Annotated in this window: 26 protein-coding genes; 13 read left to right on the top strand and 13 right to left on the bottom strand. The window is 65.8% G+C overall.

Annotated features, from left to right (window positions below):
• Positions 1-8 precede the first annotated feature (8 nt).
• Positions 9-710: a ribulose-phosphate 3-epimerase gene (rpe, locus tag QA639_RS27705; RefSeq protein ID WP_283087738.1), complete on the bottom strand. Its 702-nt coding sequence runs from the start codon at positions 708-710 to the stop codon at positions 9-11.
• Positions 711-962: 252 nt separating this feature from the next.
• On the opposite strand from rpe, the gene QA639_RS27700 reads away from it, so the two are divergent.
• Complete coding sequence (locus tag QA639_RS27700; RefSeq protein WP_157343266.1) at positions 963-1,760, top strand: EF-hand domain-containing protein; 798 nt, start codon at positions 963-965, stop codon at positions 1,758-1,760.
• A 102-nt stretch (positions 1,761-1,862) separates the two neighbouring features.
• On the opposite strand, the gene QA639_RS27695 is transcribed toward QA639_RS27700, so the two are convergent.
• The 6 genes from QA639_RS27695 to QA639_RS27670 form a co-directional block, all read right to left on the bottom strand.
• The gene (locus QA639_RS27695; protein ID WP_283087737.1) at positions 1,863-2,858 is read right to left on the bottom strand and encodes a P1 family peptidase; all 996 of its coding nucleotides are present in this window, start codon (positions 2,856-2,858) and stop codon (positions 1,863-1,865) included.
• Between the two features lie 178 nt (positions 2,859-3,036).
• Positions 3,037-4,155 (bottom strand): branched-chain amino acid ABC transporter substrate-binding protein, encoded by a 1,119-nt coding sequence (locus QA639_RS27690; RefSeq protein WP_283087736.1) that lies wholly within the window; start codon positions 4,153-4,155, stop codon positions 3,037-3,039.
• Between the two features lie 165 nt (positions 4,156-4,320).
• The gene (locus QA639_RS27685; protein ID WP_018272406.1) at positions 4,321-5,070 is read right to left on the bottom strand and encodes an ABC transporter ATP-binding protein; all 750 of its coding nucleotides are present in this window, start codon (positions 5,068-5,070) and stop codon (positions 4,321-4,323) included.
• Complete coding sequence (locus tag QA639_RS27680) at positions 5,067-5,900, bottom strand: ABC transporter ATP-binding protein (RefSeq protein ID WP_050387696.1); 834 nt, start codon at positions 5,898-5,900, stop codon at positions 5,067-5,069. Before QA639_RS27680 ends, QA639_RS27685 begins: the two co-directional genes overlap by 4 nt.
• Positions 5,897-7,222, bottom strand: a complete 1,326-nt coding sequence (gene livM, locus QA639_RS27675) for a high-affinity branched-chain amino acid ABC transporter permease LivM (RefSeq protein ID WP_092088592.1) — start codon at positions 7,220-7,222, stop codon at positions 5,897-5,899. Before livM ends, QA639_RS27680 begins: the two co-directional genes overlap by 4 nt.
• Positions 7,223-7,232: 10 nt before the next feature.
• The gene (locus tag QA639_RS27670; protein WP_028336793.1) at positions 7,233-8,150 is read right to left on the bottom strand and encodes an ABC transporter permease subunit; all 918 of its coding nucleotides are present in this window, start codon (positions 8,148-8,150) and stop codon (positions 7,233-7,235) included.
• Between the two features lie 368 nt (positions 8,151-8,518).
• Between QA639_RS27670 and QA639_RS27665 the strand changes: the two genes are divergently transcribed.
• The gene (locus QA639_RS27665) at positions 8,519-8,665 is read left to right on the top strand and encodes a hypothetical protein (RefSeq protein ID WP_016840407.1); all 147 of its coding nucleotides are present in this window, start codon (positions 8,519-8,521) and stop codon (positions 8,663-8,665) included.
• Positions 8,666-8,759: 94 nt separating this feature from the next.
• Here the strand turns inward: QA639_RS27665 and QA639_RS27660 are convergent, their stop codons facing one another.
• Positions 8,760-9,518, bottom strand: coding sequence for a hypothetical protein (locus QA639_RS27660; protein WP_157343267.1), 759 nt, complete (start codon positions 9,516-9,518; stop codon positions 8,760-8,762).
• Between the two features lie 194 nt (positions 9,519-9,712).
• Here QA639_RS27660 and QA639_RS27655 point away from each other — a divergent pair, with 194 nt between their 5' ends.
• Entirely contained in the window at positions 9,713-10,246 is a 534-nt protein-coding gene (locus tag QA639_RS27655) for a hypothetical protein (protein ID WP_028336795.1), read from the top strand.
• Positions 10,247-10,348: 102 nt separating this feature from the next.
• Here the strand turns inward: QA639_RS27655 and QA639_RS27650 are convergent, their stop codons facing one another.
• The 3 genes from QA639_RS27650 to QA639_RS27640 all read right to left on the bottom strand — a co-directional run bounded on the left by QA639_RS27650 (position 10,349) and on the right by QA639_RS27640 (position 13,205).
• Positions 10,349-10,732, bottom strand: a complete 384-nt coding sequence (locus QA639_RS27650) for a carboxymuconolactone decarboxylase family protein (protein ID WP_028336796.1) — start codon at positions 10,730-10,732, stop codon at positions 10,349-10,351.
• A 251-nt stretch (positions 10,733-10,983) separates the two neighbouring features.
• Positions 10,984-11,766, bottom strand: a complete 783-nt coding sequence (gene pcaD / locus QA639_RS27645) for a 3-oxoadipate enol-lactonase (protein WP_069279692.1) — start codon at positions 11,764-11,766, stop codon at positions 10,984-10,986.
• Between the two features lie 83 nt (positions 11,767-11,849).
• Positions 11,850-13,205, bottom strand: a complete 1,356-nt coding sequence (locus QA639_RS27640; protein ID WP_157343268.1) for a 3-carboxy-cis,cis-muconate cycloisomerase — start codon at positions 13,203-13,205, stop codon at positions 11,850-11,852.
• A 209-nt stretch (positions 13,206-13,414) separates the two neighbouring features.
• Here QA639_RS27640 and QA639_RS27635 point away from each other — a divergent pair, with 209 nt between their 5' ends.
• From QA639_RS27635 to QA639_RS27595, 9 genes are all read left to right on the top strand, one after another.
• Positions 13,415-13,861: an SRPBCC family protein gene (locus tag QA639_RS27635; protein ID WP_016840413.1), complete on the top strand. Its 447-nt coding sequence runs from the start codon at positions 13,415-13,417 to the stop codon at positions 13,859-13,861.
• Between the two features lie 155 nt (positions 13,862-14,016).
• A complete protein-coding gene (locus QA639_RS27630; RefSeq protein ID WP_028336799.1) occupies positions 14,017-14,502 on the top strand; it encodes a (2Fe-2S)-binding protein in 486 nt (161 codons plus the stop codon).
• A gap of 55 nt (positions 14,503-14,557) precedes the next feature.
• On the top strand, positions 14,558-15,364 hold the full coding sequence (locus QA639_RS27625; protein WP_050383296.1) for an FAD binding domain-containing protein: 807 nt from the start codon (positions 14,558-14,560) through the stop codon (positions 15,362-15,364).
• A gap of 48 nt (positions 15,365-15,412) precedes the next feature.
• Positions 15,413-16,318, top strand: a complete 906-nt coding sequence (locus QA639_RS27620; RefSeq protein WP_076828515.1) for an AAA family ATPase — start codon at positions 15,413-15,415, stop codon at positions 16,316-16,318.
• A 105-nt stretch (positions 16,319-16,423) separates the two neighbouring features.
• The gene (locus QA639_RS27615; protein ID WP_028336802.1) at positions 16,424-17,626 is read left to right on the top strand and encodes a vWA domain-containing protein; all 1,203 of its coding nucleotides are present in this window, start codon (positions 16,424-16,426) and stop codon (positions 17,624-17,626) included.
• A gap of 12 nt (positions 17,627-17,638) precedes the next feature.
• Positions 17,639-17,962 carry an XdhC family protein gene (locus QA639_RS27610; protein ID WP_018272401.1) on the top strand — a complete coding sequence of 108 codons (324 nt, stop codon included), beginning with the start codon at positions 17,639-17,641 and terminating at the stop codon, positions 17,960-17,962.
• Between the two features lie 2 nt (positions 17,963-17,964).
• Positions 17,965-18,666 carry an XdhC family protein gene (locus QA639_RS27605; protein ID WP_283087735.1) on the top strand — a complete coding sequence of 234 codons (702 nt, stop codon included), beginning with the start codon at positions 17,965-17,967 and terminating at the stop codon, positions 18,664-18,666.
• Positions 18,663-20,267 carry an NTP transferase domain-containing protein gene (locus tag QA639_RS27600; protein WP_028336804.1) on the top strand — a complete coding sequence of 535 codons (1,605 nt, stop codon included), beginning with the start codon at positions 18,663-18,665 and terminating at the stop codon, positions 20,265-20,267. The genes QA639_RS27605 and QA639_RS27600 overlap by 4 nt, the downstream gene beginning before the upstream one ends.
• Positions 20,268-20,544: 277 nt before the next feature.
• A complete protein-coding gene (locus QA639_RS27595; RefSeq protein ID WP_420888210.1) occupies positions 20,545-20,895 on the top strand; it encodes a DUF4189 domain-containing protein in 351 nt (116 codons plus the stop codon).
• 45 nt (positions 20,896-20,940) lie between these two features.
• Here the strand turns inward: QA639_RS27595 and QA639_RS27590 are convergent, their stop codons facing one another.
• Positions 20,941-22,158 carry an NAD(P)/FAD-dependent oxidoreductase gene (locus QA639_RS27590; protein ID WP_157343270.1) on the bottom strand — a complete coding sequence of 406 codons (1,218 nt, stop codon included), beginning with the start codon at positions 22,156-22,158 and terminating at the stop codon, positions 20,941-20,943.
• A 293-nt stretch (positions 22,159-22,451) separates the two neighbouring features.
• Here QA639_RS27590 and QA639_RS27585 point away from each other — a divergent pair, with 293 nt between their 5' ends.
• Entirely contained in the window at positions 22,452-22,862 is a 411-nt protein-coding gene (locus QA639_RS27585; protein ID WP_028336807.1) for a DUF2000 family protein, read from the top strand.
• A 29-nt stretch (positions 22,863-22,891) separates the two neighbouring features.
• Here QA639_RS27585 and QA639_RS27580 read toward each other — a convergent pair whose 3' ends face one another.
• A complete protein-coding gene (locus QA639_RS27580; protein ID WP_283087734.1) occupies positions 22,892-23,761 on the bottom strand; it encodes a bestrophin-like domain in 870 nt (289 codons plus the stop codon).
• Positions 23,762-23,838: the final 77 nt, after the last annotated feature.

Below are 23,838 nucleotides of genomic sequence, written 5' to 3'. Positions count from 1 at the left end.
CCGGCTCATCAGATCGCTTCGCCGCGTGCCTCGGCTGCCGCATGGCGGATCGCGGCGATGTTGGTCTTGTAGGCCTCGACGGTGCCGCCCTTGAACACGGCGGACCCCGCGACAAAGGCGTTGGCGCCGGCGGCCGCGAGCTGGCCCGCGACGTCGGGTGCAACGCCGCCGTCGACCTCGATGTCGATCGGGCGGCCCGCGACCATCGCCCTGACATCGCTGATCTTGCCGATCGCCGAGCGGATGAAGGCCTGGCCGCCGAAGCCGGGATTGACCGACATGACAAGCACGAGGTCGATCAGGTCGAGCACATATTCGATCGCGCTTGCCGGCGTTGCCGGATTGAGCGAGACGCCGGCCTTCTTGCCGAGCGCGCGGATCGCCTGCAGCGAGCGGTGCAAATGCGGGCCGGCCTCGGCATGCACCGTGATGTGGTCGCAGCCCGCCTTGGCGAACGCCTCCAGGTAGGGATCGCAGGGCGAGATCATCAGATGGGCGTCGAAGATCTTCTTGGTGTGCGGCCGCATCGCCTTGATGACGTCGGGGCCGTAGGAGATGTTCGGCACAAAGTGTCCGTCCATCACGTCGAGATGGATCCAGTCGGCGCCGGCCTGGTCGACGGCGCGGACCTCCTCGCCGAGCCTTGAGAAATCCGACGCCAGGATCGACGGAGCGATAACGAGGGGACGCGGGGTGAATGACTGAGTCATGTCAGCTGTTCCGGAACACTTCAGGGGGCGACGGGTGAGTCCGCCTAACATGCGGACGCGTGGCGGGCAATGCGAGCGGACGGCGCTCCGCGACCGGAAAATTCTTCCGCCGGCGGCAGCTCTTGCCGGGCGCGCGGAACCCGCTTCGATGCGGGAACGCCTGGTTTTGCTGGGTTTTTGCCATGGCACGCCCTTTGCTCAGCCACTGACCAGCGTTTGAGCCGCCAGGCGCGGCCCTGTTGGAGTATTGCCATGCTGTTCGCCCTTGGCGCTGCGTCGTCGGCCATTGACCTCTTGAGCTCGCTGATGTCGTCGAAGTCGACGACCCGGACCGGCAGCTCCAGTCAGGGGAGCCAGACCACCGGCCTGTTCGCCCCTTCGACCGGTACATCGACGTCGACCGGCAGCAGCACAGGCACCGGCTCGGGCAGCGGCTCTTCGCAGATTTCGCCGCTGACGATGGGCGCGCTGATTTCCGCGCAAAGCCAGTCGCAGACCGCGGTTTCAAACAGCCCGACGGCGGCCAGCCGGTCGGATGCGCTCAAGGACCTGTTCTCGCAGATCGATGCCGACGGCAACGGCAAGATCACCCAGTCCGAATTCGAGAACGCGCTTGGCGCCGGCGGCACCAACACGGCGCAGGCCGACGACGTGTTCTCCAAGCTCGACAGCAACGGCGACGGTAACGTCAGCCTCGACGAGATGTCCCAGGCCTTGCAGGGCCACAAGGGCGGTGGCCATCATCGCCATCACATGGCCAGCGGCTCGACCGATGGATCCGGCTCCGGCAGCGGCGCGGGCGGATCGAGCTCCGATCCCTTGATGCAGGCGCTGGACGGCGCGACCTCGACGTCGGTGACCAACAGCGACGGCTCGACCACCACGACGACGACCTACGCCGACGGCTCGAAGGTGTCGATGACGACGCCGGCCGCGTCCTCCGCGACCCTCAACGCGGCCTCGTCCTACAATATCGTCGAGCAGCTGATCCAGCGCCAGGCGAAGGCGATCTCGGCGCAGGACTTCGCTGCGATTTCTGTCAGCGCGTAGCTCGACACACTGGGCATCGAATAGCGCAGGCTGCGTCTGCTTCGCCTCGCCCCGCGTTCCGGGCGAGGGAGAGTCTCCGCGAGCGCGTCGCTTCAACTCGAACTAACCGAATCTGTCCCGCCAGCTCGGCAGCGCGCCGGCGAATGGCAGCGCGGTCGCCGAATGGACGCCGCGGGCGATGGCGCGCGCCACCGTGTTGGCGGCGAGCGCACCGAGCCTGGTGAGGCCGAACAGCGGATCGATCGGCTTGGCGCCGGTCGCGGCGGCAAACACCACATCGCCGTCGAGCGGGGCGTGCACCGGATAGATCGCGCGCGCCATGCCGGTCTGCGCGATCATCGCAAGCCGCCGCGCCTGCGGCTTCGTCAGCTGCGCATCGGTCACCACCACGACGAGGGTGGTGTTCTCGGCGGCGCTGGCGTCGGCGCCGCCCTTCAGCCGCGCCTTCAGCATGTCTGCCGTGAACGACGGCGGCAGGCCGCGCCCGCCGAACTCGCCGCCGACCTCGAACGGCGCCGCCCAGAACCAGGGACCGCTGCCGACCGTAACGCTGCCGACCGCGTTGACCACCGCGAGCGCCGCCACCTTCACGCCGTCATCGGTTAGTGCCGACGCCGAGCCGAGGCCGCCCTTCAGGTTGGCTGTGGTCGCGCCCATGCCGGCGCCGACGCTGCCGAGCTCGAAGTCATCGGAGGCGGCATTTGCCGCCGCGTAGCCGAGGTCGCGATAGGGCGGAAAGCGTCCCCACGCCTTGTTGCCGCCGTTGAGCAGGTCGAAGCAGATCGCGCCCGGCACGATCGGGATCACCGCGTCGCGGATGCGGAAGCCGCGGCCGCGCTCGGCGAGCCAGGCCTGCACGCCGCCGGCGGCATCGAGCCCGTGCGCCGAGCCGCCGGACAGCGCGATGGCGTCGATTGCCTCGACGACGTTGTGCGGCGAAAGCAGCGCTTCCTCGCGGGTGCCGGGACCGCCGCCGCGGACATCGATCGAGGCGACCGCCGGCCGCTCGAACAGGATGGCGGTGACGCCGGAGGCGACCGTTGGATCGTCGGCATGGCCGACGGCAACGCCGGCAATATCGGTGAGAAGGTTTTTCACGATGGGTCCATCCGCCTGCTGTCCGATCGATCCGGTATAGCAGCCGCGACGGATGCATCAACCGTCGGGCACGGGCGGGCGGAGACGTGCGGTAAGACTTGCAGGCATCAGGTCAAAAAAACGCCCCGGCGGACCGGGGCGTTCTCGTATCTCTGATTGGATCAGACGCGCGAGAGGCTCAGGAGCCCTTCGGATTGATCTCGGTGTAGTTGCCCTTGGCGTCCCACTTGTAGACGACGTAGTCGATCGCCTTGATGTCGCCCTTGGCGTCGAAGGCCATCTTGCCGAGCACGGTGTCCCACTCGCCGCCCTTGATGGCGTCCATCACCTTCTTGGCGTCGGTGGTGCCGGCCTTGGTGACGGCCTGCGTCCAGACCTGCATCGCGGCGTAGGTGTAGAGCGTATAGCCCTCGGGGTCGATGTTCTTGGCCTTGAACTTCTCGACGATCGCCTTCGCGGTCGGCTTGTTGCGCGGGTCCGGACCGAACGTGAACAGCGTGCCTTCGGCGGCGGGGCCGGTGATCGAGGCGAACTCCTTGTCGTTCATGGCGTCACCGGCCATCAGCACGGTCTGCAGGCCCTGGTCGCGCATCTGGCGCAGGATCAGGCCGGCTTCCTGGTGGTAGCCGCCGACATAGACCAGATCGATGTTGTCGCGCTTCAGGCGCGAGACGATCGAGTTGAAGTCCTTGTCGCCCTTGTTGTAGGACTCGAACATCTTCTCCTGGAAGCCGGCCTTGTTCAGCGCCTTCTTGGTCTCGTCGGCGAGGCCTTTGCCGTAGGTGGTCTTGTCGTTCAGGATCGCGACGTTCTTGCCCTTGTAGTTCTTCATGATGTAGTCGGCGGCGACCAGGCCCTGCTGGTCGTCACGGCCGCAGACGCGCGCCACGTTCCAGAGCTTGCGCTCGGTGAACAGCGGGTTGGTCGAGGCCGGGGTGATCTGCAGCACGTTGGCGTCGGCATAGGCCTCGGAGGCCGGGATCGAGGACGACGAGCAGAAATGGCCGGCCACGAACGGGATCTTCGAAGAGCCGATCTTTTCCGCGATCGAGCGTGCCTGCTTCGGATCGCAGGCGTCGTCGTCGGCTTCCAGCGCGAGCTTCTTGCCGAGCACGCCGCCGGCGGCGTTGATGTCGGCGACCGCCTGCTCGGCGCCGTTCTTCATCTGCCGGCCGAAAGCGGATTCGGAGCCCGTCATCGGGCCCGCGACGGCGATGGTGATGTCTTGCGCGAACGCGCTCGCCGATAATGCGAACGAAGCGCCAAGTGCCAGGCCGATCAGCTTCAGTGATTTCATGAGACGTCCCTCGTGGTCGTTGCCTCTTGCGGAAGGGCCCGGCACGCCGGGCCCCAAAACCGCGCGCATTCTCAGCTGATTTCGCGGCGAAGTCACCGGCAATTTTCAGGCAAATCGACGCTGCATCCGCCGCGTCTTGCTTGCGGGGGCGGCACGAACGTCAAGCTAGCCGCGGCGGCCGCCTTCCAGATAGGCGGCGCGGATTTCCGGGCGCTGCAGCAATTCGGCGCCGGTTCCGGCCAGCGTGATCAGCCCGTTGACCATGACATAGCCGCGATGGGCGAGCTTCAGCGCATGGTTGGCGTTCTGCTCCACGATCAGCACGGTGAGGCCGTCCTGCCGGTTCAGCGTGCGGATGGCGTCGAAGATCTGGCGCGCGATCAGCGGCGCGAGCCCGAGCGAGGGCTCGTCCAGCATCAGCAGCCGCGGCCGGCTCATCAGGGCGCGGCCGATCGCCAGCATCTGCTGCTCGCCGCCCGACAGCGTGCCGCCGCGTTGTGCGACGCGTTCCTTCAGGCGCGGGAACAGCGCGAACACCCGCTCCAGCCCGGCTGCACGTTCGGCCTCGCTGCATTCGGTGGCATCGGCGCCCATCTGCAGGTTTTCCGCGACGCTCATGCGCGGAAAGATCCGCCGGCCCTCCGGCGATTGTGCGATCCGCAGCCGCGCGATCTCGTGGGTCGGCACGCCGGTGATGTCACGGCCGTCGAATTCGATGGCGCCGGCGCGGGCGCGCGGCCTGCCGAAAATCGTCATCATCAGCGTCGACTTGCCGGCGCCGTTGGCGCCGATCAGGGCGACGATCTCCCCGCGATTGATCTCGATATCGACGCCCTTCAGCGCCTCGATCTTGCCATACGCCGCGCGCACGCCGCGCACCGCGAGCAGGGGCGTCGTTGCCTGTGCCGCGCTCACGTGCCGCTCTCCATCACGGCGATCGCCTCTTCCTCGTCTGCGCCGAGATAGGCGGCGATCACCTTGGGGTCGTCGCGCACCGTCTGCGGCGTGCCTTCGGCGATCTTGACGCCGTAATCCATGACCACGACGTGATCGGAGATCTCCATCACCACCGACATGTCGTGCTCGATCAGGAGGATCGAGGTGCCCTGTTCGTTGCGGATCGACAGCAGCAGCTCGTTGAGCCCGCCGCTCTCGCGCGCGTTCAGACCCGCCGCCGGCTCGTCGAGACAGAGCAGCACAGGTTCAGTGCACATCGCGCGCGCGATTTCGAGCCTGCGCTGGTCGCCATAGGGCAGGTTGCCCGCGGCATCGTCGGCGCGGTCGAGCAGGCCGACGCGCGTGAGCCAGGTCCGCGCCAGATCGATGGCGCGCTGCTCGGCCTCGCGCCAGGACGGCAGGCCGAGCAGCCCGAGCAGGGTCAGGCCCGAGGCGCGCATCAGCGCGTTGTGCTGGGCGACCATCAGATTTTCCAGCGCGGTCATGCCGGGAAACAGCCGGATGTTCTGGAAGGTGCGCGCCACCTTGGCCTGCTTGGAGATGCGGAAATCGTTCAGCCGCTCGAGCTGGATGGTGCGGCCGTCGTCGTGGGCGAGGCGGATCGCGCCACCGCTCGGCCGGTAGAACCCGGTGATGCAGTTGAACACGGTGGTCTTGCCGGCGCCGTTCGGCCCGATCAGCGCGGTGATCTTGCGCCGCTCGGCCGCAAAGGACAGCTCGTTGACCGCGACGATGCCGCCGAAGCGCATCATCAGGCGGTCGACGGTGAGGATGGGGTCGCCGCTCATCCGTGGCCCTCCTTGACGAGGTCGGACGAGATCGCCTGGTTGCGTTCCAGGAACACGGTCGGCGCGCGATGGCCGATCAGCCCGCGCGGCCGCCAGATCATCAGCAGCACCATCGCCATGCCGAACACCAGCATGCGGTATTGATCGAGGCCGCGGAACAACTCGAAGCCGCCGATCATGGTCAGCGCGGCGAGCGCCACGCCAAGCTGCGAGCCCATGCCGCCGAGCACCACGATCGCCAGCACCAGCGCCGATTCCTGGAAGGTGAAGGATTCCGGGCTGATGAAGCCCTGCCGCGTGGCGAAGAACGCACCGGCCAAGCCGCCGAACATCGCGCCGGTCGCGAACGCCGTCAGCTTGGTCGTCGTGGTGTTGATGCCGAGCGCGCGGCAGGCGACCTCGTCCTCGCGCAGCGCCTCCCAGGCGCGGCCGATCGGCAGCCGCCGCAGCCGGATCGTCACCCAGTTGGTGATCAGCGCCATCGCCAGGATCAGATAGAACAGGAAGACGAGGCGGTGGGTCGGCGAGAATTCGATGCCGAGCTTGGCGGCGAGCCCGTCGTCACCCGCCGTCAGCGGAATGCCGAACATGGTCGGGCGGGGAATTCCCGAGACGCCGTTGGGGCCGCCGGTCAGGCTCTGCCAGTTGATGATGACGAGGCGGATGATCTCGCCGAAGGCGAGCGTCACGATCGCGAGATAGTCGCCGCGCAGCCGCAGCACCGGGAAGCCGAGCAGCACGCCCCAGAACGCCGCCAGGATGCCGGCAAGCGGCAGGCAGACCCAGAACGACAATCCGAAATTGGTCGCGAGCAATGCGTAGGAATAGGCGCCGACCGCATAGAAGGCGACATAGCCGAGGTCGAGCAGGCCGGCGAGGCCGACCACGACGTTCAATCCCCATCCCAGCATCACATAGGTCAGGACCAGGATCGACAGGTCGAGAATGTAGCGCTGGTTGTAGAAGATGACCGGCACGAGAAAGGTGAACACCAGCAGCGCCGGCGCCAGCCAGCGGCCGGCGAACGACATCGCCGATTGCACCGGCTTCGGCACGATGCGGTCCTTGTCGACCGGCCCCCACCATTGCCGCAGCAGCTCGACGACGATGCTGCCGCCGAACACCGCGCCGACGAGGGCCGCGAGGTCGCCGAACCGCGTCCAGTAGATCAGGCCGCCCTGCGGCCCGGCCTCGGTGCGAATGCCGATCATCAGCGAGAACAGCACCAGCGCGACAAGGGCGCTGATCAGGGCTTTCTTGAGAATGAAGGCGCTGCCCGAGGGCTGCGCGGCGTGCGAGGGGCGGGCTGAGGTCGCGCTCACGAAGTGCCTGTCAGACTTTTTCGACTTCGGGACGGCCGAGCAGGCCGGTCGGCATGAAGATCAGCACCACGATCAGGATCGAGAACGCGGCGACGTCCTTGTACTCCACCGAGAAATAGGCCGACCAGAACGTCTCGATCAAGCCGATCGCGAGCCCGCCGAGCATCGCGCCCGGCAGCGAGCCGATGCCGCCGAGCACGGCGGCGGTGAACGCCTTGATGCCGGCGACGAAGCCCATGAAGAAATCGACCAGGCCGTAATACAAGAGATACATCATGCCTGCGACGGCGGCGAGCGCGGCGCCGATCACGAAGGTCATCGAGATGGTGCGGTCGACGTCGACGCCGAGCAGCGCGGCCATGGTCTGGTCCTGCTCGCAGGCGCGCATGTCGCGTCCGAGCCGGGTGCGCGAGACCAGCCAGGTGAACAGCGCCAGCACGACGATGGTGGCGAGCACGACCATGATCTGGATGTTGGAGAGCTGCACGGCGAAGCCCGCCGGGCCTTCATGCAGCGTGTAGCCGCCGGTGATGATCGGCGGCACCGGCTTGACGCGTGCGCCCTGCGACACCTGCGAGAAATTGGTCAGCACGAACGACATGCCGATCGCCGACAGCATCGGCGCCAGGCGGAACGAATGCCTCAACGGTCGGTAGGCGATGCGTTCGATGGTCCAGCCATAGAGCGCGGTGATCGCCATCGAGACCAGCAGCACGATCAGGAGGATCAGGGGGATCGCGGTGAGGCCGAGCGACACCAGCACCAGGAACGAAATCAGCGCGATGAAGCCGCCGATCATGAAGATGTCGCCATGCGCGAAGTTGATCATGCCGACGATGCCGTAGACCATCGTGTAGCCGATGGCGATCAGGCCGTAGATCGAACCGAGCACGAGGCCGTTGATCAGTTGCTGGGCGAAATAATCCATGCGCTGCCGTCAGAGCCCGTTCGGTTGAGAACCGACCAGGCTCTCGTGTTGATCTGGACGCGCTTTCTTCACGCGAACCGGTTCCCACTTCGCTTGAAAACGCTTCGTCGAGGGTGACGCGGCGAGGGCCCCGGCAGCCTGATCCGTCGCGTCGTGTCGTTTTCTAACAGTGGAACCCCGGCCGCGGCAACAGCGTGGCAGTAGCAGAAAGGGCTTGTACATAACTAGTTTGGCGGATGCGGTTCCGATGTCACAGGGCCGACATGGCTTTGCCCTGCAATGATCACGCCGGAACCCGTGTTCCCCGAGCAACTGCGCTTGCGACGCGCGCGTTGTCCCCAGCTTCATGAAAGCAAAGGAGTAGCTGAATGAGCAACCCAAATCAGAATCCGGGCCAGCCGAACCAGAACCCGAGTCAGAAGCCCGGCCAGCAGCAGCAGGGCGGCGGCCAGAAGCCCGGCCAGCAACAGCAGGATCCGGGCCGGCAGGGCCAGAAGCCCAATCCGGAGCGCTAATTCGGACAATTGAGCCGAACTAGCAGGGAGGCCTCGCCAAAAGGCGAGGCCTTCCTTGTTCGGGCTTAGACCCTTTTCGCTTGGGCTGTCTTGTTCAGGCCAACTGGTCGACGAAGCGGCCGCGGAAGGCGTACGAACCGAAATGCGTAAGCTCGCTTCGAAGGTCGAGCCAGATTTCGCCGCCGAGATCGATCCAGCGCCGGCAGAACGCGTAATCTTCGGACAAATACTCGCCGGTCGTCTTGTCGATCATGCATTCGAACAGCGACACGCGGTCGAGGTCGGCGCGAACTAGGTCGCCGGTGTTCAAGTCGTTGGACTTGTGGTTCGCCCGATATTTGAGTTCGGGATGGGCGTCGCACAGCCTGACGAGGGCGGATCGCTTCATCATGAGAAAGCCGGTTCCGGCATAGCGGACCTTGGCGAAGCCGTCGCCGCGCGCCGTGATCTGGTCGCCCTCCCATGTGACGACATAGTCCAGCGAGGATGACGCGAGGTTCTTGCGCTTGGCGTCCGCAGCCCGCTGCACCTTTGCCCAATCGATGTGCTTGAGCGGATAGGCCGCGGCCGAAACGTCGGCGCCGCAATCCAGCAGCCGGAAGACGGACTCGGGTTCGAACCCGATATCGGCATCGATGAACAGGAGATGGCTGGCGCCGGATGCAAGGAATTGGTGGGCCAGTTCATTCCGGGCGCGCACGATCAGCGATTCGTTTCCGATCAGATGAAACTGTATGTCGATGCCCCGGGTCGTGGCCGCAGCCTGAAGCTTCAAGGCGGACAACACATAGGCCATCTTCAGATCGCCGCCGTAGCAGGGCGTTGCGACGAAAACGCGCGTTCTTTCGGTCATTTTACCCCCCCCCTATCCCCGGCCGGCGCCGATCTTGCGCAGATCCCGGCCGGGCCCGATCGCATCGATCCGGAACCATCGCATCGTGCTTAACCTTAACAAAGGGTTTAAATTGCTGCCGGCAATTGATCGGCGTTAGCTCGCGCCCTGAACCGTCGCCGGTCTGAAAGGCGCCGGATGCACGGGAAGCGGCAATGTCGAACAACTGGCGGATCAGCTCCTTCAACGGCGCGCTGCTTGCGGCCTATTTCATTCCGGTCTGGAGCATCATCGCCTTCAGCATCATGGTGTCGCCGATCCACGGCCTCTATGAGCGGCCGAGCGTGTCGATCGCGTTCTATGCCAGCGACTATCTGCACCTCGGCAAGATGGCGACGGTGCGCCTCGCATGGCTGCTCGCGCTGGCGCGGATCACCGTGGTGGCGTTCTTCGCGGTCTTCCTCGCGATGGCCGCGTTCTCGCCGCTGCGCAAGAACAGCAGTGGCGCCGATGAGGCACTTGCGGTGGCGCTCTGCCTCGGCAGCGTGCTGAGCTTCGCCAGCATGATGATGGCTTCCAAGGTCGGCGAGGTCGAAGCGATGCGCATGCATGCGTCCGAGCTTCTGATGCTGCTCGGGACCGCGATCGTGATGTTGTTCGAGACCTCGCCGAAGCGAGCTCAAGCATCTGCCAATGCAGCAACGACCACCGAAACGCCCGCAGGCCAGCTATCCCTTCAGCAGCCCTAAAGCGCGATAGTCATCGCGCTTTAGTTCGTTGTTTGAGCATGATCTCCGCGCAAACGCGTTCCGCGTTTGTCGCGAGGGAAAGCCGCTTCGCACTTTTCCGGATCATGCTCCCAGCTCGGCAATGATCGCGCCGGCTTCCTTGACGGCGTGATTGGCCGCCGGCACGCCGCAATAGATCGCCTGCTGCAGCAGGATCTCCTTGATGTCCTCGGGCGTGAAGCCGCCCTCGGCGAGCGCGGCGCGCACATGCAGACGGAATTCGTCCCACTGGCCGAGCGCGACCATGGTGCCGATCACAAGCACGCGGCGGGTGCGGTGATCGAAATGCGGCCGGGTCCAGATGTCGCCCCACGCATAGCGCGTGATCAGGTCCTGGAAGTCGGTGTTGAACGCATTGCGGTTCTTGATCGACTTGTCGACCCATTCATTGCCGAGCACCTTGCGGCGCTGCGTCATGCCGTCGTCGCGGCGCTGATTGTCGTCCATGGATGTCTCCTCATGAAATCGTAGCCCGGATAAAGCGCAGCGCAATCCGGGGGGCAGCGTCTGCCGAAGACTTGTCCCGGACTTCGCTTCGCTGCATCCGGGCTACACAGTGATTGTCGCCAATAGAGCATCCTTCCCGGTTACGTCATTCCGGGGCGGTCCGCAGGACCGAACCCGGAATCTCGAAGTTATGGATGCGGATCGAGATTCCGGGTTCGATGCTTCGCATCGCCCCGGAATGACGACGACCGTTACCGCTGCGTCAGGAAGCCGACCACGGCCTCGGTGAAGGCGTGCGACTGCTCGACATTGGAAATATGCGCGGCATCGAGCAGCGTCATGCTGGCGCCGGGAATGCCGCTGCGGATCATTTCGCCTGCCGACACCGGCGTTGCCATGTCCTGCTTTCCTGCGATCACCAGGGTCGGGCTCTTGATCCTGGGCAGCAGCGCGCGCTGGTCGAGTGTCGACAGCGCCTCGCAGCAGGCGAGATAGCCTTCGACCGGCGAGGCAACCAGCATCGCCTTCATGCGCGCCGCGGTCTCCGGCTCGCGCTCGCGGAAATCTGCGGTCAGCCAGCCCGCGATCACGGTGTCGGCGACGGCGGCGATGCCGCCTTCCTTCACCGCCTTGATGCGGTTCAGCCAGTTGGTCGGATCGGGATAGTAGCAGGCGGTGTTGGCGAGGATGATCTTGCCGAATCTTTCCGGGGCATTCGCTCCCAGCCACTGTCCGACCATGCCGCCCATCGACAGGCCGCACCAGTGCACCTTCTCGATGTTGAGGTCGTCGAGGATCGCCAGCACGTCGCGGCCGAAGCGCTCCATGGAGTACGGGCCCGCGGGCACGCCTGATTTGCCGTGACCCCGGCGGTCGTAGCGGATGACGCGGAACAGCTGCGTCAGCGCCCGCATTTGCGGCTCCCACATCTGCAGGGTGCAACCGAGCGAGTTCGACAGCATCAAGGTCGGTCCGCCGTCGCGGCCGTCCACCTGGACGTTGAGCAGGCACCCGTCGGCGTTGATCATCGGCATCGTCTTGTCCCTCTCGTCATGCGCTTGCCGGGTCATGTGCGCGAAGACGCGCTTCGCGCTTCTGCCCGGCAACGACATCGTCGCTATTTGTCATCCAGTGAAGCCAGCAGGCGGTCGATCAGCGCTTGCGAGGCGCCCTGATAGGCCATCGGCTCGAACAGTTCCGCGATTCGTTTCGCGTCGAGATGTACGGCGACGTTGGCATCCGTCGACAGCACCTCGCGCAGATGCTTCTTCTCCGCGACCGCGCGCTTGCTGGCGGCCTCGATCAGATGATGGGCGTCGCTCTTGCCGATCTTGTCGGCGAGCGCAAAGGTGACGGCTTCCGCCATGATCAATCCCTGAGTCGCATCGAGATTGGCGCGCATCCGCGCCGCGTCGACCTCGAGCCCTTCGGCGAGATCGACGATCGCGGCAAGCGCGCCCGAAGTCACCAGCATCAGGGCCGGCAAGGTCGGCCATTCCGCATGCCACGGGCCGGCGCTGCGCTCATGGTCCTGCACCTGCGCGGCGAAGATCGTCGCGGCAAGATTCGGCGCCATGGTCGCAGCCCCCAGCGCGCTCGCGGCGGCGACCGGATTGCGCTTGTGCGGCATGGTGGAGGAGCCGCCGCGGCCGGCGCCGGCAGGCTCGAAGGCCTCGCCGACATCGGTCTGCATCATCAGCGACACGTCGCGCGCGATCTTGCCGCAGCTGCCGGCGAGGATCGCGAACACCGACGCGGCCTCGGCGATGCGGTCGCGATGGGTATGCCAGGGCGCATCCGGCAGCGGCAAATCAAGCTCTTGCGCAATGGCGGCGGCGACCGCGAGGCCCTTGTCGCCAAGCGCGGCGAGCGTTCCGGCGGCGCCGCCGAATTGCAGCGCCAGCGTCTCGCGGCGCAGGCGCAGCAAGCGCTTGCGGGAGCGATGCAGCGCCGCGCCGTATTCGGCGAGTTTGAGGGCGAACGGCATCGGCAGCGCGTGCTGCAGCCAGGTCCGCGCCACCATGGCGGTGTCGCGATGGGCGCGCGCAAGCCCGGCGAAGCCCGCAACGGCGCGGTCGAGGTCGGTCAGCAGCGCGTCGATCCCCGCGCGCAGCGACAGCATCGTCGCGGTGTCGATGACGTCCTGGCTGGTCGCGCCCCAATGCACATAGCGCGCCGCCTCGGCATCCGCCTGGGCGACGTTGGCGGTCAGGGCCTTCACCAGCGGGATCGCCAGATTGCCGGACCGCGTCGCGGCCTCTGCCAGCGCGGCCAGGTCGAATGATTCGGCCTTGCAGGCGGCGCCGATTGGTCCTGCGCTCGCTGCGGGAATCACCCCGCAGGCCACCTCGGCGCGGGCCAGCGCGGCTTCGAAATCCAGCATGTTCTGCAGCGTGGCGGCGTCGTCGCACACCGCGCGCATCGCGGCGCTCGACAGCATCGGCGCGAGCAGGGGGGAGAGGGCTGTGCTCATGGCCGGCGACCTAACCACTGTCGCGCGTCGATGCCAATGCCCTGGGGCTGCCGGCATTTTCAACAGCGGGGATTGCGCAATTTCGTGAACAATGGGCTTGGCTTGCTGCGGTTGCGAATATGCATCGCTCATCCTCCGAAGGTGCCCTTTCCTTTGTGTCCCGGCTGCTTTACTTGGGGAAAAGGTTCTAGCGATCGAGGAGGTCCCCCATGGCCATGACAATGACCGGCGAAGTCCAGCTTGCAGCGCCGCGCCAGGCTGTGTGGGACAAGCTCAACGATCCCGAAGTGTTGAAGGCCTGCATTCCCGGCTGCGAAGAGCTGGAGAAAACCGACGAGGGCGGCTTCCGCGCCACTGCCAAGATGAAGGTCGGCCCGGTTTCGGCCCGCTTCAAGGGCAAGGTCACATTGAGCGATCTCGACCCGCCGAACGGCTACAAGATCTCAGGCGAAGGCGAGGGCGGGGTGGCCGGCTTTGCCAAGGGCGGCGCCACCGTCGGCCTTGCCGACAAGGATGGCGGCACGCTTCTGAGCTACAATGTGGAGGCGCAGATCGGCGGCAAGCTCGCCCAGCTCGGCCAGCGCCTGATCAACGGCGCCGCCAAGAAGCTGGCCGATGAATTCTTTGCAAATTTCGCCAAGGCGGTGCAGGGTTAGCCCTGCCTTTCGGCTGGATTATTCAGGTCCGGCCATGTCCTGGATGGGTGGCTCGAAAGGTTGCCCATCGCGGGGCGCGCCCATATTATGCCGTCTGGAATGATTTAAAACCGCCTGCTTCGCCGATATGCGGTGGCGCAGATAAGAGAGTGCTGATGGCCAAGATTTCAATGATCGTGAACGGCAACCCCGTGAACGCGAATGTCGACCCCCGTACCCTTCTGGTCCAGTTTCTGCGCGAAAACCTGCGGCTGACAGGCACCCATGTCGGCTGCGACACCTCGCAGTGCGGCGCCTGCGTCGTGCATCTGGACGGCAGGGCGGTGAAGTCCTGCACGACGCTTGCGGTGATGGCCGACGGTCACGAGGTCAAGACCATCGAGGGGCTTGCGGCCGATGGCGCGCCGCTGCATCCGATGCAGGAGGCCTTCCGCGAGCATCACGGCCTGCAGTGCGGCTTCTGTACGCCGGGCATGATCATGACCGCGGTCGACCTGGTCCATCGCAAGGGCCACGAGCTCTCCGACGAGGTGATCCGCGAGGAGCTGGAAGGCAATCTGTGCCGTTGCACCGGCTACCAGAACATCGTTGCCTCGATCGCCGCCGGCGCCAAGGCGATGGCGAAGTCGGACCTCGCTTAACAAGTCGGACCTCGCCTAGTCAGCAATTCATCGCGACCGCGATCAGGACATTCCAATGTACGAATTCAAATATCACCGTCCCGGCACCGTGCGGCAGGCCGCCAACCTCCTGGTGAAGAACGAGGACGCCAAGCTGATCGCCGGCGGCCACACGCTGGTGCCGGTCATGAAGCAGCGGCTCGCCAGCCCGCCGCATCTGGTCGATCTCTCCCACATCGAAGGTCTCGATACGATCGAGATGAAGGGCCGCTCGCTGGTCATCGGCGCCACCGCCAAGCATGCCGAAGTCGCGAACTCCGCGGTCGTGGGCGAGGCGATCCCGGCGCTGGCCGAGCTCGCCGGCCTGATCGGCGATCCTGCGGTGCGTCACCGCGGCACCATCGGCGGCTCGCTCGCCAACAACGACCCGACCGCCGACTATCCGGCCGCGGTGCTGGCGCTGGGCGCGACCATCGTCACCAACAAGCGCCGCCTCAAGGCCGAGGAGTATTTCCAGGGCCTGTTCTCGACCGCGCTGGAGGCCGACGAGATCATCACCAAGGTGATGTTCCCGGTGCCGAAGAAGGCGGCCTACGTCAAGTTCCGCAACCAGGCCTCGCGTTATGCGTTGGTCGGGGTGTTCGTGGCCAAGCGTCCGTCCGACGTGCGCGTCGCGGTCACCGGTGCGGGCTCCGACGGCGTCTTCCGCGTCACTGCGTTCGAGGACGCTCTGAAGAAGCGCTTTTCGCACAAGGTGCTCGACGGCATCGCGGTTTCGGCCGACGGGCTGAACAGCGACCTGCACGGCAGTGCGGAATACCGCGCCCATCTGATCGGCGTTTTGACGCGCAGGGCGGTGGAAGCCGCGAACGCCAAGGACTAAGTACCAAGGCGTGACTTTGCTGACCTCTGTTCGAAGACTGGCTGTTCCATGAGTGCATCGGCGTTACCCACTTCCGTCGATGCGCTCGAGGATCTCCTGACCTCGCGCGGCTACCTCGCCGAGCGCTCGCTCGCGACCGTGACCTATCTCGCGCTGCGGATGGGCCGGCCGCTGTTCCTCGAAGGCGAAGCCGGTGTCGGCAAGACCGAGATCGCAAAAGTGTTGTCGGCGGCGCTCGGACGCAAGCTGATCCGCCTGCAATGCTATGAAGGCCTCGACGTCGCCTCCGCGGTCTATGAGTGGAGCAGCGCGGCGCAGATGATCGCGATCCGCCTGGCGGAGGCTTCCGGCGATACCGATCGCGACCAGCTCGCGAGCGACATTTTCGCCGAACGCTTCCTGATCAAGCGGCCGCTGCTGCAGGCGCTCGAGCCCGATGTCGCGGGCCCTCCAGTGCTGCTGATCGACGAGCTCGACCGCGCCGACGAGGCGTTCGAGGCGTATCTGCTGGAAATCCTCAGCGACTTCCAGGTCACGATCCCCGAGCTCGGCACCGTGAAGGCGCCGGCACCGCCGATCGTGATCATCACCTCGAACCGCACCCGCGAGATCCACGACGCGCTGAAGCGGCGCTGCCTCTATCACTGGGTGGATTATCCCACAGCCGAGCGCGAGCTCGCGATCGTCAAGTCGCGGGTGCCGAACATCTCCGCCAAGCTGTCGCAGCAGGTCGTCCGCTTCGTGCAGGCGCTGCGCAACCAGGATTTCTACAAGTCGCCGGGCGTTGCCGAGACCATCGACTGGGCCACCGCGCTGTCCGAGCTCGACGCCCGCTCGCTGACCCCGCAGGTCGTCGGCGACACGCTGGGCGCGCTCTTGAAGTATCAGGACGACATCGCGCGCATGCAGGGCGATGCGCTGCAGAAGACATTGAAGGAAGCGACGAGCGACTAGCCGTCATTCCGGGGCACGCGGAGCGTGAACCCGGAGTCTCGCGCCGCAATCTCCAGATTTCGGATCCGCACTTCGTGCGGTCCGGAATGACGAGGCCAAACAACAATGGCGATCAACCACCTCGCGCCTCCGACCGGCCACATGGCCGACAACGTGATCGGCTTTGCGCGCGCGCTGCGGGCGGCCGGGCTCCCGGTCGGGCCGGGCTCGGTGATCGACGCGCTCGACGCGCTGCAGCTGATCGAGGTCGGCCATCGCTCCGATTTCTATGCCACGCTGGAAGCGATCTTCGTCAAGCGCCACGAGCACGCGCTGATCTTCCGCCAGGCCTTTATGCTGTTCTTCCGCGCCGCCGAGGAGTGGAAGAGCATGCTGGATTCGGTGCCGCTGCCCGACCACGCCAGGAAGAAGCCGCCGCCGGCCTCGCGCCGCGTCCAGGAGGCGATGGCCCAGCCGGCGCGGAGCGAGGAGCGGCCGCAGGCCCAGGAGCAGGAGCTCAAGCTCTCGGTCTCCGACAAGGAGATCCTGCAGAAGAAGGATTTTGCGCAGATGACCGCGGCTGAAATCGCCGAGGTGACGCGCGAGATCGCCAAGATGCGGCTGCCGCAGGCCGAGCTCGTCACCCGCCGCTACCAGCCGGATGCGCGGGGCCTGCGGCTCGACATGCGCCGCACCGTGCGCAACTCGCTGCGCACCGGCGGCGAGATCATCGACATCCGAAAGCTCGGCCGGATCGAGAAACCGGCGCCGATCGTGGCGCTGCTCGATATCTCCGGCTCGATGAGCGAGTACACCCGCCTGTTCCTGCATTTCCTGCACGCCATCACCGACTACCGCAAGCGGGTCTCGGTATTCCTGTTCGGCACCCGCCTGACCAATGTGACGCGGGCGTTACGGGCCCGTGACCCCGACGAGGCGCTGGCGAGCTGCTCCTCCTCGGTCGAGGACTGGGCCGGCGGGACGCGGATCGCGACCTCGCTGCACAGCTTCAACCAGCTCTGGGCCCGCCGGGTGCTCGGGCAGGGCGCCATCGTCCTCCTTATATCCGATGGACTAGAACGGGAGGCAGATGCCAAACTGGCCTTCGAGATGGACCGATTGCACCGTTCCTGCCGCCGCCTGATCTGGCTTAATCCGCTGCTGCGCTACTCCGGCTTCGAGGCCAAGGCGCAAGGCATCAAAATGATGTTGCCCCACGTTGACGAATTTCGCCCGGTGCATAACTTGACCTCCATCAAGGGCTTGATCGGGGCGCTGTCATCCCCGCCGCCGGCGCACCACCGCAGCCTGATCCGTTCTGTTGCTTGAGGAGACGCTCTCATGCTCAACCGCGACGAAGACATCCTGCAGGCCGCCGAGACCTGGCAGAAAGAGGGCCATGGCGTGGCGCTTGCCACCGTGGTCGAGACCTGGGGCTCGGCGCCGCGCCCGGCCGGCTCGAGCCTCGTCATCAATGACGACGGCACCTTCCTCGGCTCGGTCTCCGGCGGCTGCGTCGAAGGCGCGGTCGTCACCGAGGCGCTCGACGTCATCGCGAGCGGCCAGCCCAAAATGCTCGAATTCGGCGTCGCCGACGAGACGGCCTGGAATGTCGGCCTGTCCTGCGGCGGCACCATCCGCGTGTTCGTCGAGAAGGTCGGTTAGCCGTGAAACTCGAGATCCTGAAAGAGCTGAACGCCGAGCGCGCCGCGCGCCGCCCGGTCATCATCGTCACCGACACCGCCAATGGCGATCAGCGCCTGGTCAAGGCCGCGGACATCGCCGCCGATCCGCTGCGCGCCGAGCTCGCAAAGCAGCTGCGGATGGGCAAGAGCGGCAATGTCGAGGTCGGGACCAAGAGGCTGTTCCTCAACGTCTACGCGCCGACCGCAAAGCTCGTGATCATCGGCGCGGTCCATATCAGCCAGGCGCTGGCGCCGCTGGCGCGCTCGCTCGACTATGACGTCACCGTGGTCGATCCACGCACCGCGTTTGCGAGCCCGGAGCGCTTCCCCGACGTGCCGCTGGTCGCCGAATGGCCCGACGTCGCGCTGCCGCCGCTCAACGTCGATCACTACACCGCCTTCGTCGCGGTGACGCACGATCCCAAGATCGACGATCCGGCGCTGCTGCACGCCTTCGACCGCGACTGCTTCTATATCGGCGCGCTGGGCTCGCGGAAGACCCATGCCAAGCGCGCCGAACGGCTGCGCGCGCAGGGCGCCAAGGACAGCGACATCGCGCGCATCCACGCGCCGATCGGCCTCGATATTGGCGCGGTGTCGCCGTCGGAGATCGCAGTCGCGATCATGGCCGAGATCACCGCGCAGCTGCGCTTGCCCCCCAAAGAAAAAGAAGAAGCGGCATGAAGTTCGGTCCCGCCAGTCCGGCCGACGCGATTGGCGGCGTCACCGTGCATACCCTCCGCCAGGGCGCGCTGGTGCTCAAGAAGGGCACCACGATCGGCCCCGCTGAGGTCGAGGCGCTGACCAAGGCCGGCGTCGACGAGATCGTCGTGGTGCGGCTCGACGAGGGCGACGTCTCCGAGGACGCCGCGGCCGCCAGCATCGCGCAGGCGGTGGCAGGCGAGGGCGTCAATGTCGAGCGCGCCTTTACCGGCCGCGCCAATCTGTTCGCGGCGCGCCCCGGCGTGCTGGTGATCGATCGCGCCGCGGTCGACCGCATCAACGACGTCGACGAGGCCATCACCTTCGCAACCCTCGCCGCGTTCAAGCCGGTGGTCGAGGGCGAGATGATCGCGACCGTCAAGCTGATCCCGTTCGGCGTCGAGGGGCGCTTGCGCGATGCCGCCGTCGCGGTCGCCGGCAAGGATACGCTGCGGATCGCGCCGTATGTGATCCAGAAGGTCGGCGTGGTCTCGACGCTGCTGCCGGGCCTCGCGCCGAAAGTGATCGACAAGACGCTGCGCGTCACCGCCGAACGGCTCGCGCCGGCCGGCGCCACCATCATCGCCGAGCGCCGCGTGCCGCATGACGAGACGGTGCTCGCGGCCTCGATCAAGGAATTGCTCGGGCTCGGCGCCGAGCTCGTCATCGTGTTCGGGGCGTCCGCGATCGCCGACCGCCGCGATGTCATTCCGGCTGCGATCACCGAGATCGGTGGCGCGGTCGAGCATTTCGGCATGCCGGTCGATCCCGGCAATCTGCTGCTGATCGGCAGCGCCGGCGGCGTGCCGGTGCTGGGCGCGCCGGGCTGCGCGCGCTCGCCGGTCGAGAACGGCTTCGACTGGGTGCTGATGCGGCTGCTGGCCGGCATCAAGGTGAAGCGGTCGGATCTCACCGGCATGGGCGTCGGCGGACTTCTCATGGAGATCGTGACGCGGCCGCAGCCGCGCACCGTGCCGGACACCGAAGGCAACCGCAACGTCGCCGCGATCGTGCTCGCCGCCGGCCGCTCGACCCGGATGGGCGGCCCGAACAAGCTGCTCGCCGAGCTCGACGGCAAGAAGCTCGCGCGCATCGTCGCCGAGCAGGCCCTGGCGTCGAAGGCCTCCGAGGTCATCGTCGTTACCGGGCATCAGGCCGAGCTGGTCGAGCAGGCGCTCGAGGGCCTCAAGGTCAAATTCGTCCGCAACCCGGATTTCGCCGGCGGCCTCGCCAGCTCGGTGAAGGCGGGCATTGCGGCGGTCTCCGACAGCGCCGACGGCGCGATCGTCTGCCTCGGCGACATGCCGCTGATCGATGCGAAGCTGATCGATCGCCTGATCGAGACCTTCGCGCCGGACCGCGGCCATCTGATCGCGGTCCCCGTCAGCGAGGGCCGCCGCGGCAATCCGGTGCTGTGGTCGCGGCGCTTCTTCAAGGAGCTGATGACGCTCGACGGCGACATCGGCGCGCGTCACTTGATCACCAAGCATGCCGAGGTGGTCGCCGAGGTCCCGGTCGACGGCGACAGCGCCTTCCTCGACATCGACACCCCGCAGGCGCTGGAAGCGGCAAGACGAGGCTAGCTCCATCCGCGTCGTCCCGGCGAAGGCCGGGACCCATTGCCACAAATGCCGATTGTCTTGCGAGGCCGGGGCTGCTGCCTCGCCCACAACAGCGTTCGGTGGCTATGGGTCCCGGCCTTCGCCGGGACGACGCAAGGCTAGAACTCGCTCTCAACCCGTCATTCACCATCTGGAAACGACCCCTGCGTACAGTCCGCGCCGGGCTTTGGGGGATTTCCGCTTGATCATTTCGACCGCCGTCGCGCAGCGTCGCGCGCTGACGATTCTCGTCCTGACATTGCTGCTCGGCGCCACCCGTTTCTCCGTGGAGACCTTCGTGCCCAAGGCGCGCGCGGCCGGTGCGTTCGCGGTCGGCAAGTGCGGAGCCTATGGCCAGGCCTATGACTATCCGGCGGAAGGTGCGGCGCGCGCCGCCGCGCTGAAGCAGTGCAAGGGCGATTGCACCACCGTGACCATGAAGCGGGCCTGCGCCGCGCTCTCGATCGACATGAAGAATCCCTGCGGTGCCCATGGCTATGCCGTGGCGCCGAAGATCTCGAGCTCGCTCAATGCCGCGACCAAGAAGTGCTACGACTATGGCGGCAAGGAATGCGTGATCCGTGCCTGGGCCTGCGACGCCAAGGGGTAGGGCAGTCGCCGCAATCGGCCTGGTGGGCAAAGCGCGCTGCCGCGCTCAGACGGCGCCATAGAAGTGTCGGTATTGCCAGGCGGCGTCGCGCTCCAATTGGTCTTCAGACCACGATTGGTCTTTGAACCGCATGACCGACATCGGCGATAGATCGACGGGCGGCTTGCCGTCCACGATCCAGGCCGCGAGCGCCTCGCCGACGGTCGGCGAGATCGACAGGCCGGCGACGTTGCAGCCGCTCGCAAAATAGAACCCGGTCACTCCGGCGGCCGGGCCAAGAATATGATGGCCGTCGGCGGTCATCGTCGGAATGCCGCCGCGAAACTCCCGCACCTTGGCGGTTTGCAGGAACGGGAGCTGGTCCTTGACCTCATCGGCGGCGGCATGAAGCACGCCGATGTCGAGCGGCATGTCCTTGACGTCGAAGCCGGCCCCAAGCGATTGCATATCGAAGAAGCGCGGCGTTTCCTCGTAGACACCCCACAGGAAGCCGCCCTGACACGGGCGGGTATATACCGCGGCATCCATGATGCGGATCATCGGCAGGTCGGCCCGCGCGCCATCCAAAGGCTCGGTGACGATCAATTGCTGCCGGGTCGGCACCAGCGGCACGCGGATCCCGCTTGCCTCCGCGACCTGCCGCGTCCACGCACCGGCCGCATCGACGACAACCGGACTTTCAATGACGCCGTTTGCGGTGGTCACGCCGATCACGGTGCCGCCGACGATGTTGACGGCGCGCACGTCGGTCTTCGGCAGCAAGGTTGCACCGTTGGCCGCGGCGGCCGTGGCGAAACCGACGGCAACCTGCGCCGGGTCGAAATACCGGTCGTCGCCGATCCGCATCGCCGCAACGACGCCCGTCGGCTGCAGGAACGGATTGAGACCGCTCGCCTCTTCCGGAGAGATCAGCTCGACGTCGAGGCCGGTGCGGCGTCCGCGCTCGAAGTCGTCCTCGATCACTTCGGCGTCCTGCGGCCGGCGCGCAATCTTGAGGCTGCCCGAATGCACCCAGTCGAGCGGCTGGCCGGTTTCTTCCGTGAACGCCTCGATCTTGCGGCATGCGTCCTTGATGAGACCAATCATCAGGTCGCTCTTGCGCGCGCAACTCACCATGCCTGCCGCGCGGGGCGAGGTTTGCGATCCGATCTCATGCTTGTCGACAAGGGCGACGCTGAAACCTCCACGCTTGCTCAGGTAATAGGCTGTGGCTGCGCCCAATCCGCCCGAACCAATAACAACAACATCGGCCTTGCTGATCATGATGCAATGCCCTGAAATATGCTGATGGTCATCGAACGCCCGAAGCCTACTACGCGGCGCAGGACCTGACTATCGCTTTCCGTCCCGGCACGGATCGGGCCTTTGCGACGTCGCCCTGCTGCCAATGATAAGACTTCATCACAAGTCCTTCTCGCCGGCGCGGAATGGCAGGTTCAGGTCGGCAGGATGCGCCGGCAGGTCTCCCGGGAATCTAGCGTCAGCGCCTCGCTGGCAGATGTGGTCTGCACCTGTAGAACTGGCGTTTGCCGCCTGCCTGCCGCTAGACTTGCATCATGCAGTTCGACACCAAGATCGCGGTCGTGATCCGCACCGACCTGGAAGTCTGGCAGAAGCTCAACGTGGCGTCGTTTCTTGCCGGTGGCATCGCGGCTTCGTTCCCCGAATGTATCGGCGAGAATTACGAGGACGGCTCGGGGACCAGATATCTCTCTTTGATCGGCCAGCCGATTCTGATCTACGGCGCCGACGGGCCTGCGCTGTCGCGGGCGCTGGAGCGCGCGCTGGCGCGCAACGTGCAGCCGGCGCTCTACACCGAGGACATGTTCAAGACCACGCATGACGCCGCCAACCGCGAGGTGGTGAAGGCGGTCGTGCGCAGCGAGCTCAACCTGGTCGGCCTCGCCATTCGCGCCGAGCGCAAGGTGGTCGACAAGATCCTCGATGGGCTGAAGTTTCACGCGTAGCGGACCGCGCGCGTAGTGCGGTCCGGCGCTTATCGGCTCGCCTCCTTGTCCGGCATGATCTGCAGCAACGGCGTCGGCGCAATCGATATCTGGCCGGTGAATGGTCGATCATGCGCGGCAATCAGCAGAACCGATGTGGCGACGCCGGTCGCGAATAGTCCCATCGCGATGGCGGATCCCAACCGGTTGTCGCAGTGAACAAGGGCAATGACCAATAGCTCGCAGATGGCCTGAAGGTAGAGGCACCACCATTTTATCGAGTCGACTTCGGTCTGACTGACGATGATCCGTTGTCGTCGCGCATCGAGTGCCGAATTCAGATTGGTGATGATCTCGTGCTGCGTCGTCTGCTGGCCCGGGTTCTGCGCGGGCGTTGATACGACAAGCCGCAACGCCGCGGTCAGCGCGGGAGGAGCTGCCTTGAGCGATGCAGCCTGGCGCGCCATCATCGGCCATTCCACGGCGACCGTTTCCTCGACGTAGTCGCGAACGAGGCCGCGCAGGCGCGCCTCCTGCTCCGGCGGCAGGCCGCCGGCGAGCAAGATGACCGCCCGCAACGAACTGGCTTCGCGGCTCACCGCCGCGGTGGCGCGATCACTGTCACTCCAGACCTGTGCCGCGGTGAAAGCAACAAATAGGCCGAAAAGGATGCCGAGCACCGGCAACATGCCGGGCGAGATCGATTTGAACGACGTTGCGCGCTCCTTGGTCGACAGGATCGCAACGCTTGCGAAAATGACAATGGCAAGAAGATAGGTGAAGCCGAAGACAATGAAGGCCATCCACGGCACAGAAAGGTTGTGTAACCAATCGCTCATAGGTGTTTCCCCCCAGCCGATCGGTTGTATCAAAATCCCCCCAATCTCGCCGGGTTGAGCACGAGGTGAGCCGTAGCCCATCGCGCAGGGAAAGCCGGATGCTCCGGTTACACCTGTGATGCCACCCCTGCGCCTTTTTGTTGCACAGGGCCCATGGG

Origin of the sequence: Bradyrhizobium pachyrhizi (genome assembly GCF_029714545.1) — a bacterium.
GTDB lineage: Bacteria > Pseudomonadota > Alphaproteobacteria > Rhizobiales > Xanthobacteraceae > Bradyrhizobium > Bradyrhizobium pachyrhizi.
The sequence above is the reverse complement of the archived record's forward strand: the minus strand, read 5'-3'. Positions and strand labels throughout refer to the sequence as shown.